Raw genomic sequence first — 12,889 nt, 5'->3', positions numbered from 1 at the left:
ATAAATTGAAATCGTCGCGCTCGAAAAATACCTGTAACTAACTAATTATCAAATAAATTAAAGAGATATTTGCGATTTTAATGGGACAGCAGTGACTTCATTTATTTTAATAAGTACCAGACAGACCAACACCTTGACCGCCTGATATTGCAAATATACAACTATTCCGACACTTACAATAACATGATACTGAATAAATAAAAAGGCTCTTATCGGCTTGTATTCGGTTATCAGGGGGGGAGGTACATAGTCGCCGTTAGCGGGTCGGTAGGTCTCAGATACCACCCTGACCCGATATGATAAGCCTACAGGATACATCCGACTTAAAATAAAGCGATTTAAGCCCTTATTTTATTTCGTGCAAGCATTTTGTTATTTCAAGGTGAAAAGTGACTTAAATCGACCAACAAACACCTCGAATGCTTAAATAAAGTTAATTATTGTTTTAGAAATATTAATATTTATTTAAAATTAGTCGTTAGAAAGCGAATTTTACCTCCTTGTGACCCCCAAAATAAAAAATTCTGAAAAAAATTATATATTTTATATGTGGGAGGTCATATTTTAGGGTAAAATACAGTATAAATCTCTCAACCCAGCTCCTAGGGATTCTCTATATATCGCAACACGCTTCATTTTCACACAGATTCTATGTTCTTATTATTTTACTCTAACAGGTATAAAACAGGTGCTTTTTTTGACTATTTTTTCAAAAAATGTACATATGTCTTATGAGTGTTACCACCTCTGGAAAACTCCCCTCCCTATAGATGCTTTTTCCCATACCCCGATAGTCAGATTATAAAGTCTTTTATATGCTCTGTCTGGGTTACATCTCTATGTTTGGAATCGTGTTTTTGATGTCAGGGGGACTGTCCTCTCTTCTCTATACTAATACTAGGATATATGTTACATACTAACACTTTATCTATATGTAAGTCTGTAACATTTTTTCTCTTGCTGCTTCAACTCGTTGTTTGTATTGCTGTATCTTGGGATGGTCCAGCAGCTCATCAACTTTACACTCAATCATTCGTTGAATATCATCCTTTATGTCGGTCAGGGAGTGGGTCTCCGATATTTTGTAAGCCTTTGCTTTCATCCGCTGACGATTTGTGCTACACCGTTCCCATCTACTTAAATGTATCCATGATCACACTTCAATTTTATCTTCCGTAGAAATATCTTCTTTCAATAACTTCCGTATGTCTATAATATCTATATCTTTTAAAAGAGAGTTAAGATAACGTCCCGAATGAAACCAGAAGTAAGGTTCAAGTAAATCTTCAAGATATTGTATTTCCCCAACTACTTTTCTTGCTTTAACCATTTTCTTAAATCGAGTTTCTATCCTTAATATATTGTCGTCTTTATATCTTTTATCTTGTCTCGACTTGGAGTATATTTTTATTGAATATTGAGAATACTTAATTTCGTCCCCAATGTTTGTTAATTCTGGATAACAGGTTTCTCTTTTTATTATTGAATCTATAAAACAAATGGGGTCGTATGATAGTTTTAAATTTACCCCTATCTCTATATTCTTTATCTCGGCATAATTTGGATTAATACCTATCTCATCACACATATCCATTAATACATTTTCTAAATCTGAATAAAAGAAGTCATCCGCATTGTGTTCTCCGCTATTCTTGAACTTATGTAAAGAACCATTTATCCAACATGAATTAGCTCTAAGTTTAATTTCTAAGCCCTTATACATAGCACTGTGATAACTTTTCTTAGCTTCAAAATGCAGGTTCTTATTTCGTCTAATCCTCTCTACATCTTCTGGATGTCGAATAAGCAAACTTAAACCATCTATCATAATAAATATAATATGGGGCTACTGAAAGCCCCAATACTTACAATGCAGTTAGTTAGTTTGAATTTTATGTTCTACCATAAAACTATTCAAGTCATCCAGATGAAAATAAATTTTCTGTCCGAACTGAGAGTACGGAATGTACTTCCTATCCCTCCACGTCTGCCATGTTTTACGAGACACACCAAACATTTGTCTAGCGTCTTCCGACTTTACCCACATCCACATAGGAGAATCTTTTGTTTCCTCCTTGAGACATCTCTCCACTTTCTCCAGCGTACCTTTTAGCTGTTCCAAAAAATCATTTGACACCACTGCCATAAGATTGTTGTTCATATGAAATCAATTTTTAAAATTAATATAATACAAAGTTACAACGGCAGTAGTGTTCTTTTTAAGGGAAAATATTAGAATGTGAGAGAATGTTTTCCCCTAAAAGGGGCAACAGAAATCGAGTCTAACAGTATGAGGATAGAAATATATTTGTATCTTTATATGTTAATTATCAGTAGAATGGTTCTTCGGAATACTGAAATTGAGAAAAGTTATGCAATACTTATGCAGTCAAAAAAGAAAAGGCTGCAATCCACTGAATTACAGCCCTTAACTCTCTTATTCTAGTACCCTTAAACGTTCTATTCTCGAACCAATTTCTTGAAGATTTAGACTTAATTTATGAATTAAGAGAGTGGATTCCAAAACCATGAATCTTAGTGTTATCTAAATTTATTGAGAAAATAAATTTTTATCTATACCTCAAATAATTATCTTTGAACGTTATAAACTTCAAAGATGTTATATTATCTATGGAATGGTTTGAAGAACTACCAGAACAATGTCCACCAGAAAATGCGTTAGAACCTAACAATGAAATGTTCTTTCGTGTAATTAATGGAGATGATGTAGATGTTTCTGACTTTTTATCCCAAAGAGAGGTTTATGGAAAAGATAAAGTTTTTAAAGGTAAAGAAATAACAGAATGTATTACAAGAGCTGTTTCTGTGTTTAAAAATTTACAGGATGCAAATAATTTATTAAAGTTTCCCAAATTTAGAAATAAAAAAATCGCAAAAGTAACACTAAGAAAGAATGATGGTCTATTATTGAAAACTCTTAGTACTTCTCATTATTCATGGTGGCGTTCGAAAGATTTTAATATTAATAGTGCTTGTTTGTATAAGGATGAATAAGTATATCAACATAGAAAGAATTCTTGAATATTATGATGTTCCCCAATTATTTATAGGAAGAGATAAAATTGGGACAAGGTACTTATGTCTTTTATTTGATGATTCAGATACCTATAATTATATCTCAATCGCTATTTCATTAGAAAAGTTAAGTTTATTCATTTCAGGTAAATTAGATTTAAGAGAGTTATATATACATCCTGAATTTGAAAACGAATACTATAAAGTATCATATAATGACAATATTTTTCTGCTCGAACAATTCCCCACGAAAGCTCTTTCAGAAGATATGTTGCCTGAACAAGGTTATTTCTATTCTGATGAACAAGAAGATGTCTCTATAATACAAGAAGCAATAGAACATAATCACCCTGTAATACATTTGGGATTTGTTGATGCTATTAATTCTCATAGCATATCTGTAAATACATTAGCAGTTCTTACTACTCAATATCAAGCAATGGTATCTAATTGTTTTAAAAAGATTGATGGTACAAAAAACGATAATGATTTTAAACTAAATGTATTTAGCTATTCTGCTGCATCATTTAATGTTCATATGTATGCAGAATCTAATTTGGATTTATTTGGTTCATCTCGAATAGATAAGACCTTAAAGACATTGGATAATCTGTTAAAAAGTTCAACTGAAGAAGAATTAAGAAAAGCCATTGAACCCTTAAAAGGACATACTATCAGTAGTTACAAAAATTTCATTAAGGAACTTATACAAAATAAAATTTCTGTAAAATACAAATGGGTATCTTCAATCTCAGAAGCTCAGGTATTAAAAAATAAAGTATCAATTCCTGTGTTGGAAAAAATGTATGAAATATTAATTGAATCATCTGAATTAGAAAGAGAAATAAAGGTATATGAAGGTTATATGGTTGGCTCATATTTAGACTCAGGTAAATGGACTTTAAAAACGATTGATGGAGATGAAGTGAAAGGTATCACTAATATGCCTAAACTATTATCAGGAGTTGTTCTTGCTGAAACAAAATATAAAATAACTTGCGAAGAAATAATTGAACAGAATAATATTAGTTCAAAAGAGAAGTCTATTTTGTATTTATTGGAAATTGATGAAATTGAGTAATTATATTTATAAGTGCGTGCAATCACGTGTAACAACACATAAATTTTAATAAACTATATATTTGAAAGTTGCTGAACAGCAACTTTCTTTTTTTTAGATTAAATTTTTTCAACTAACTATTTACTATTAATATTTATACTTTATATTTTAATAGATAAAGTTTCATTTTCTCTATCAAGAAGGGGAAAATGTATCCTTCAGGCTACATAGTTAATTCAAATTATATAGTCTGATTGAAAAATAAGAAGTTTAATTATTAATTAAAAATGAGTAGTTATGAAAATAAACATTTAAAATTTGATACAGTAAAAATTAGAACCAATAAAGAATACTTAATAAATACTTTTATTAAGTTTAATTCAAGATATAATACAAAAGGAGATTTAATAAATATATCTTATAACTCTAAGGATGATAAGTTGATACCATATAATTTATATATTGGTATTAATGATAATTCCCAAACCTTAACATTAGAATTTTCATCTAAGATATTATTAGATGATTATCCTAAACTTATAACAAAAGATACATTTAGGCAATGTTTAAAGAATATCAATCAGCTTAGTATTTGTACTCTCGATGTTGATTCTATTGCAAGTGATTGTCATTTTTCAAAAGTTCATGTTACCAATGATATAAAATATGAATTGAATGACAATGTACTGAATAGCCTTAATTCATGTGTAAATAATTACAGACGTTTCAAATGGGAACGTTATAGAAATGGGGGAATACGTTTTAATAAAGATGTAAAAACAAAAACCTGCAAAGAATCTATTGTTATATATGATAAAGAAAAGGAAATAATAAAGAATGAAGATTTCCTTTCAATCCTTAATAATCCAAACGACGTAATAAATTATTTTGATGGTGTTACACGTTTTGAAATGGAGTTAGAGACTCCAAATAAAATATGTAATGCCCTGAATATAGATACTACCCATATAAGTAAAATATTCAAATCAATGGAAAACCCATTACACACTCAATTCAATAAGATTTTTGGAGAAAGAGATATTAATAATAAACAATACATAACCAATTATGAGACCTACGCTATGAATGTTATTATTGAAAAACATAATGGAGATATTAAGAAAATTGAACAGGAAATGAAAGACCAACATATATATAGTTCTAATTCTCGCAATGGCTTATCAGAACGAATGAAGAAGATTAAAACTCTTATTCAACAACGAAACGAGCAGTTATATAATTACAGTGGAATATTGACAGAAATAAGACAAAAACTAAGCGAATAGGTATCATATTACAGGGTATTTGACACGTATAAATGTATATTTATATGCTCCAAACGTACTATTTACGTTTAATTTGGCGTTTATCGCTCCATAAAGATTATCCTGTGTATAAAATATGTATTTTGTGTGAAAATAAAAATGTATCAATATAATCTATAAATAGACTTATTGATACATTTTAGTTTGTATGAATTTAATTTAAAAGGTTAGATTGATTATTCAGTTTCAATATTGCATTTAATATATCCTTTAACTTTCATCAGATAATTATAATCAGGATACATATTTTTGTTTAGGGGTAAAGTGATATTTTTAAATTCTAATTTTATATTCTGTTTTGATTTGTCATATTCAGTTACAACGACCTGACCTTTATATTCATTAAATTTATCTTTATTGGAAACAAAGGAATTGTTTAGAAGATACATTTCCTTTTTGTAATATAAGGTTACTTCATAAGATTTATGGTTTGCCAAATCATCACCAACTTTTATATTATCTAAATCCAAATTAAGAAGCTGTATTGATAGAAAAGTGCTGTTATCTTCATCAATGAATATGGTAGCTGTTAATGACTTCGTTCCTGTTAAATTAGGTACACGATAGGTTATAGTGCTTAAATCTGAAAACACATTAACAGAATTGTTATTTATAGCCAATTCAATAGATTGAGAATCATTATCCTTATCTTCCTCATCATCAGAACAGGACGAAAAAATAAAACCTGATATTAATATTAATACTAAATAAATTGAATTTTTGAAGTTATTCTTTTTCATAATTTTATATCTGAATTAAGTTTGTGATTTATAATTTATAGCTTATTGTGAGTATAGGGACAGTCTGTGAGCCTGAGGAAGACATCGCACTATATTTAAACTGCAACCCTGCATCAAATCTTTCATTAATTGAATACCTACCACCAAGACCAAGATTTGCACCAAATTTAGTATCATTGTCGCCTAAGGCACTATCTCCTTCTCCACCAAAGCCATCCCATACAGATAATGCAAAGCCAACAATAGGAAATACTTTGACTTTGTCGCCAATCCTATATAAACGATGATAGTCAAAATTGATTTCTCTCACTTTGATATCATCTTTGGGAAGAAAAACATTGATAGATGGAGAAAATTCGTGCTTTTTTCCTGTAAGATTAAAGGTTAGTCCAAATCCTGCTGTTTTAATCTTTGAGCCATACAAGATATTAGCTTGGAAAGAGTTTTTAGTATCCTGTGCATAGATACTACCACATACAAATACCATTAACAATGGTATAAAAAGTTTTTTCATAACGAAATACGTTTAATGTTACACAATAGTTCCAAATGTGTAGTTTACAAAAATAGGAAAGCGTGGAACTGCTAACTCATTCATCTTCGAGGTATCGCCAAACACCTGACACACAAACAAGCAGCAGTCCACGCCCTATCTCTTTATAGAACGTGAACGCTGTTGCATTATCCTGTGTGTCTCTAAAATTTGGCGATTTTCGAAGATAGGATAAATTAAACGCTTTCGTTTTTTCAATAAATCCTTCAATCAAATCAACACTTTGATGTATGATTGAATTACATCACAAAGATTAACAATTTATTTAATTCCTGCAAATTATTCCAGAGTAAAATTATCGTAATTTGCTTTAGTCCAGACAGTTGCTAAAATAAGTAAATTATAAATTCTTATTTTAACTAATTATTTGAATGTCTTTTTTGTATGAGTATTCCTTTGCGAATTACTGCCTTATCATTAACATACTTTTCATCTAAACCTCGATTATATAAAGTCTGTGCTGCAATACCTATCTGTTCTTTACTGAAAGTGTCGTAAACAGCTTGTATTGAGCCAAAATAATAATGTTCATCTGTACTTAAGATATGAACATGGATAACCTGCCTCTGTTGTGCTTCTTTTTGTTTCATTATGCAAAGATATAATTATTTAGTAAATATAATTAAAATAATTACTCCTTTATTTGGTAAATATATTGAATATAATTACTTTTGAGTTGTAAATAAACATCAAACAAAAATGAAACGAGTAGTAATATACGCAAGAGTAAGTTCAACAAATGGGACACAAGATTACCAACGTCAAATAAACGATTTAACAGCCTTTGCAAGACAAAATAACTTTGAAATAGCAAAAGCCTTTGCAGAGCAAGTAAGTGGTACTAAAAAGAACTCAGAACGCCCTGTATTAATGGAAATGATTGAGTTTGTTAATACTAATAATATTGATAAAGTGTTAGTAACAGAACTTAGTCGTTTAGGTCGTGATACATTACAGACTTTGCAAACCATTGAATTGCTTAATCAAAACAAAATATCATTGCATATACAGAACTATAATATAGAAACCTTATCACCAAACGGCGATATTAACCCTATGTCACAATTCCTTATTACTATATTGGCAGAAGTCGCACGTATGGAGAGAAAGACTATTCGTGAACGTGTAGAAAGTGGTTATAAGAACCATTTGGCAAATGGTGGCAGTGTAGGACGTAAAGTTGGTTACAGAAAGGATAATGAAGCTATGAAGAGCCAGTATACAGAAGATATTAAGCTATTGAAAAAAGGTTATTCATTAAGGAATATCCAAAAGATAACAGGAACAAGTGTAAATACATTGCGTAAAGTGAAAGCTATTGCTTAACAGGTGGGGCGTATCCCCTACCTACCCCCTACCAAGGTATCCACCTGACTAAAAAATGAAAAGACCTAACCCTAAAAATCGAGTACATTATCTTGTGTGTATGCTCTCTCAAAAAAAATCCAGAAAAATTTCTCACCAGAATTTGGGAATCAAAAATAATAAAGGTATAATTGCAAATATTAGTGAAAACACAAACATAGATAGTAGTCACCCAGTAGCTTACTAATATATGTAAGTTGGTATTTTTTCTCGAAAAGAATATCAATAGCATTGCTATTGTGGAAAAAATAAAGATGGAAAAATCTTTATGAATGGTAAGTTTAGAAGTATGTAAGAAAATTTTAAACAAAAGGAATAATAAATATAGCGAAGAAGAAATAAAGCTAATAAGAGATTACCTCTATTTTTTAGCTGAATTACAGATTGAGAATAATAATAAAGAAAATTAAAAGGTATGATGAATATATATAAAAATGCAGTAATATACTGTAGAGTGAGTAGTGATGAACAGGCAAAAGGCACAAGTCTTGATTTTCAAGAAGCATCTTTAACAGAATATTGTAAAAGAAATAATATTAATATAGTGGGCAAACCTTTTAGAGAAGATTATAGTGCTAAAACGTTCTCTAAAAGACCTAAAATAAAGGAAATGATGGCTTTTCTGAAATCAAATAAAAATGATGTTGATGTGGTTTTATTTTATACATGGGATAGATATTCACGAAATTTAGAATATGCTTTAACCAACATTCGACAACTAAAGAAATTAAATATTGGGGTAAATTCTATTGTAAATCCATTGGATAGTAATTCATCAGATTTTCCAACAATGTTAGGGATTTATGTAGGAAGTGCAGAATCAGAAAACAACAAAATATCTTTGAGAACTAAAAATGGTATTCATGATTCATTAGAAGCAGGAAAATGTACAAATAAAGCGCCAAGAGGATATAGAAATGTAAAAATAGACGATTACAACAAATATGTTGAAATAATTGAAGAAGAAGCTATAAAAATACGTCAGATATTTGCAGAAGTAGCAAAGGGAGTAGAAACACCAAGTTACATAAGAAAGCAGTTTGCACGAAATGGATACAATATACCTGAAACATCTTTTTTTGAGATGTTAAGGAAACAGTTCTATATAGGTAAAGTCTTTGTTCCTGACTTTGTAGATGTGGCAAATGGACGTAAAGTTATTCCTGCTCATTATGTAGATGGGCTACATGAACCTATCCTTAAAACTGAAAAAGAGATTGAAGATTTTTGGAAAGTGCAAGAAATTCTTGATGGGAAGAAGAAGGGAGCACCTAAGTTATCTAGGAAGTCACACCCAGATGCTTTTTTGAGAAGTTATTTAAAATGCCCTGTATGTGGTGGCACAATTACAGGTGCACCAAGTACTGGAAATGGTGGAACGTACTATTATTATAACTGTAGTGTCGATGGAAAACATTTCAGATGCAGAGCAGAAAAAGCTATCGAAGGATTTACAAAATATGTTTCTTCTTTGAAACCAAATAAGGAAATCTTAAAGTTATACACAGAGGTCTTAAAAGATTTAAACAGAACAAATAATGAAGAAAAGTCAATGGAGATTAAAAATTTCGATGTTGAAATTATAAGAATAGAAGAAAGACGAAACAAATTAGAAGATATGTATTTTGATGGAAAGATAAAGCAGGAGGACTATGATAGGATGAAGGAAAGATATGAAAGGGAGATTGCTATTATCGAAAAAAAGAAGCATATAGATGAAAACTTGAATCGTTCCAATATCGAACCAAAATTAAAATACTCTATTGAACTGATAAACAGATTAGATTACTATATAAGTGAGGGTAAGGTTGAAGTAAAATGTAAGCTATTAAGTTCGATGTTTCCCCAAAAAGTAGTTTTTGATGGAAATTCATATCGAACCAATTCTTATAATATGGTACTTGATTTAATTTATCAGCAAACCAATGAATTACGAGGTGTGAAAACAAAAAACGGAGAGAGTTTTTCAACTTTCTCCGCTTCAGTACCCAGAGCCGAACTACTAACTTTACATTCTATTACTTTCTAATACATTTTAAATATACTATTAACCAATTACTTATATATAATTTGAAAATATTAAAAAGTAACTGAATGTAATAAAATATACAAAAAGTTTCAGTAAAGTTTCAGTAAAATTATCTATCTTTGTTTATAATCAAACCTGATAGAGATATGGCTACAACCTTTAACTTCGAGCTAAATAATAAACCTACCAGAAACAAAACTTATGTAATTTTACTGCGGGTAACACAGAACAAGAAGCATAAGCGTACAAAGACCTCTATAGAGCTAAAAAGCAAGAATGATTTTAACCCTAAAGCAAAGGCGGGCAACTGGATACGCACATCTGAACCAAATCATAGAGTCTGGAATGAATCTCTGGAAAATGAATTAGAAAAAGCGAAGTCCACATATCGGGAATTGAGGGATAGCGGTATGGCTACAAAGGAGAAGATTGTAGCCACTATGGTTGCAGGAGAGAAGAGTACCTCTTTCCTTGAATACGCAAAGAAGAGAACGCAGGAGATTTTTGACGAAGGCGGTTACCGTAATTACAAAAAGTACAATGGCTTCTATAATAAATTAGAGAATTTTTTATCAAACAGTCAGGGTCGCACAAGGGATTTGACCTTTGCGGAACTCACGCCATCACTCTTAGCTCGCTTTGAAAGCCATCTCAAATCACTGACGAATGAACGGCATCCAGATAAGAAACTTCATCCGAATACTATTGCTGTAGTATTCAATATTTTCAGGACATTAGTAAATCGGAGTATAGAGATAGACGGTCTTATAAAGCCTGAAAAGAATCCTTTTATGTCATATTCTTACAAAGGAATAAAGACGGTCAAAGCCAAATTAAATGAATCAGAAATGAAAGCACTGGAGGAACTTCCTTTGCCAGATGGTACTCCGAAATGGAACAGTCGTAACTATTTTCTTTTTAGCTTTTACTGCGCAGGGGTCAGGGTCGGAGACTTCATTCAGTTGAGATGGTCTAATATCGCAGAAGATGGACGACTTGTATATCAGATGGACAAGAATCATAAGATAAGAAATATAAAACTCATACAGAAAGCCAAAGACATACTTGCCTTATATTACAGAGAAGATGCAAAGCCGATGGACTATATATTTCCCTTGCTGGATAATGATACACCTTATGCAAAAGCAACGGATGCAGACACGATGCTTCCAGAACTTAGGCGGACTTTGCTTGCTGATGTAGAGAAGAAGACTTCCTACATTAACAAGTATCTCAAACAGGTAGCGAAGGAGGCTGGGATTACCAAAACAGTTTCATTTCATATCGCAAGACATACATTTGCCAGAATTGCCAAAGACAAGAATATTGACAACGCTGTTGTTCAGGGCATACTCGCCCATGAGCGCAGTGATACCACAGATAGATATATGGGAGAGTTTGAAACATCAGTTTACGACCAAGCATTAGAAACTATATTTGAAGACAAGAAAGCACCTCAAGAAGAAATATTATCTTTGATTGGTAAATTAACATCAGAGGAACGAACCAAGTTAATAGAACAGTTACAGCAATGACCTCAAACACCGTCCAGATTGAACAGCTACCACTAAGCAAAGATACTTTCCAAGAAGAGTATATAACAGCACTTTATTTTTGTTGTTTCGATTATATGTTAGGAAATTTATGTGAGGATGATTTGTATGCAGACAAAAATTTTCCCTATATAGATTTCCTGAATTTTTATTCTGATGACAGCAACATAAGAAAACTAGCTCCCTATCTATATGTTCATTGCCGTATCCAAAAGGAGATGTCTGGCAGTCTTGTAAAGTCATCAGAAGAGAAGGATAAGGAGAAGGAAGTTGTAGCATACGAAAAGGAGCTTACGAAAGCACTACTCCCATTCTTTACCCCAAAGTATTCCGAGTCTGTAAAAATTAAAATAATAAATAGTCTGGATGATGCAACCATCACTAACAACACTCTGCCCCTACTTATAAAAGACACCCTGCTTAATGAGTACAAAGCTAAGTGCTACCATCATAAACCTATAACAATAAATGAAGCCAGAAGGATATTGAATAGTAACTCAGACCCACAATGGGTTGAGGACTATAAAAGCAGATGGAATGTCAGGCTGTCAATGCGTCACAGGGAGTTTGAAGTAGACGATGTTGTTATAGAAGAATATGCAGCATTCCATTTTGAAGAGGAAGATATTAACTATAATTACTTGAAAAATAAATTTGGACAACTCCAAAATACCTCAAAAGGTGCATTAGCCACAAATGATACTTTGGCTCAATTTGCTGAACGGATATTCTACTTTATATGTTACAACCGCTTCCTTGAACAAGACCAATATGACGATATAGAACAGCTGCCAATTACCGATAACGAAAGTGTATTTATAGCCAAGTGCCTTTCCTATTTTCAATTAATGGACGGGCGAAACGCAGGCACAGATAATTCTTTGAGAAACTATATTCGGATGATTATAAAGCAATACCGACAGTCCAGAAAAGATATGTATAGCCATGCCAAACATAGAGATACAGAGAAGCATTTGAACCGTATCCGAAAATACCTTAGGGCAGACAAAACTTATTATATAGATTTCTGCCATTTCTGGGATGTGAAGCTGATTGACTATACATATTGGGATGTAAAATAGTATCTGTTAATTCAATAGCGAAAATATGTTAAATTAATATAGGCTTAATAGATGGGACTGTCCATAACTTTGTGTAAGCTCCAACTACACGGTTGAATATTTATCATATAAATTCTTTCAAATTCTCCCCCCCCAAAAAAAACGGG

Annotated in this window: 12 protein-coding genes; 7 read left to right on the top strand and 5 right to left on the bottom strand. The window is 31.5% G+C overall.

Features of this window, described 5'->3' with window-relative positions; all coding sequences use genetic code 11:
- Nucleotides 1–1,153 precede the first annotated feature (1,153 nt).
- The gene (locus M2448_RS20010) at nt 1,154–1,828 is read right to left on the bottom strand and encodes a hypothetical protein (protein ID WP_280647945.1); all 675 of its coding nucleotides are present in this window, start codon (nt 1,826–1,828) and stop codon (nt 1,154–1,156) included.
- 48 nt (nt 1,829–1,876) lie between these two features.
- Nucleotides 1,877–2,146, bottom strand: coding sequence for a helix-turn-helix domain-containing protein (locus M2448_RS20005; RefSeq protein WP_280647944.1), 270 nt, complete (start codon nt 2,144–2,146; stop codon nt 1,877–1,879).
- A 485-nt stretch (nt 2,147–2,631) separates the two neighbouring features.
- On the opposite strand from M2448_RS20005, the gene M2448_RS20000 reads away from it, so the two are divergent.
- The 3 genes from M2448_RS20000 (at nt 2,632) to M2448_RS19990 (ending at nt 5,382) form a co-directional block, all read left to right on the top strand.
- A complete protein-coding gene (locus tag M2448_RS20000; RefSeq protein WP_280647943.1) occupies nt 2,632–3,015 on the top strand; it encodes a hypothetical protein in 384 nt (127 codons plus the stop codon).
- Nucleotides 3,008–4,117, top strand: coding sequence for a DUF6575 domain-containing protein (locus M2448_RS19995; RefSeq protein WP_280647942.1), 1,110 nt, complete (start codon nt 3,008–3,010; stop codon nt 4,115–4,117). The genes M2448_RS20000 and M2448_RS19995 overlap by 8 nt, the downstream gene beginning before the upstream one ends.
- 266 nt (nt 4,118–4,383) lie before the next feature.
- Nucleotides 4,384–5,382 (top strand): hypothetical protein, encoded by a 999-nt coding sequence (locus M2448_RS19990; protein WP_280647941.1) that lies wholly within the window; start codon nt 4,384–4,386, stop codon nt 5,380–5,382.
- A gap of 215 nt (nt 5,383–5,597) precedes the next feature.
- Here the strand turns inward: M2448_RS19990 and M2448_RS19985 are convergent, their stop codons facing one another.
- The 3 genes from M2448_RS19985 to M2448_RS19975 all read right to left on the bottom strand — a co-directional run bounded on the left by M2448_RS19985 (nt 5,598) and on the right by M2448_RS19975 (nt 7,304).
- Nucleotides 5,598–6,161: a hypothetical protein gene (locus M2448_RS19985; protein WP_280647940.1), complete on the bottom strand. Its 564-nt coding sequence runs from the start codon at nt 6,159–6,161 to the stop codon at nt 5,598–5,600.
- A 28-nt stretch (nt 6,162–6,189) separates the two neighbouring features.
- The gene (locus M2448_RS19980) at nt 6,190–6,675 is read right to left on the bottom strand and encodes an outer membrane beta-barrel protein (RefSeq protein ID WP_280647939.1); all 486 of its coding nucleotides are present in this window, start codon (nt 6,673–6,675) and stop codon (nt 6,190–6,192) included.
- Nucleotides 6,676–7,073: 398 nt separating this feature from the next.
- The gene (locus tag M2448_RS19975; RefSeq protein WP_280647938.1) at nt 7,074–7,304 is read right to left on the bottom strand and encodes a hypothetical protein; all 231 of its coding nucleotides are present in this window, start codon (nt 7,302–7,304) and stop codon (nt 7,074–7,076) included.
- 109 nt (nt 7,305–7,413) lie between these two features.
- Between M2448_RS19975 and M2448_RS19970 the strand changes: the two genes are divergently transcribed.
- The 4 genes from M2448_RS19970 (at nt 7,414) to M2448_RS19955 (ending at nt 12,743) form a co-directional block, all read left to right on the top strand.
- Nucleotides 7,414–8,040 carry a recombinase family protein gene (locus tag M2448_RS19970; protein WP_280647937.1) on the top strand — a complete coding sequence of 209 codons (627 nt, stop codon included), beginning with the start codon at nt 7,414–7,416 and terminating at the stop codon, nt 8,038–8,040.
- Nucleotides 8,041–8,494: 454 nt separating this feature from the next.
- The gene (locus M2448_RS19965; protein ID WP_280647936.1) at nt 8,495–10,108 is read left to right on the top strand and encodes a recombinase family protein; all 1,614 of its coding nucleotides are present in this window, start codon (nt 8,495–8,497) and stop codon (nt 10,106–10,108) included.
- 146 nt (nt 10,109–10,254) lie between these two features.
- Complete coding sequence (locus M2448_RS19960) at nt 10,255–11,643, top strand: site-specific integrase (RefSeq protein WP_280647935.1); 1,389 nt, start codon at nt 10,255–10,257, stop codon at nt 11,641–11,643.
- Complete coding sequence (locus M2448_RS19955; protein ID WP_280647934.1) at nt 11,640–12,743, top strand: hypothetical protein; 1,104 nt, start codon at nt 11,640–11,642, stop codon at nt 12,741–12,743. Before M2448_RS19960 ends, M2448_RS19955 begins: the two co-directional genes overlap by 4 nt.
- The last annotated feature ends 146 nt before the right edge of the window (nt 12,744–12,889 follow it).

The sequence above is a fragment of the Dysgonomonas sp. PF1-14 genome (genome assembly GCF_029892965.1).
Classification (GTDB): Bacteria; Bacteroidota; Bacteroidia; order Bacteroidales; family Dysgonomonadaceae; genus Dysgonomonas.
The sequence above is the reverse complement of the archived record's forward strand: the minus strand, read 5'-3'. Positions and strand labels throughout refer to the sequence as shown.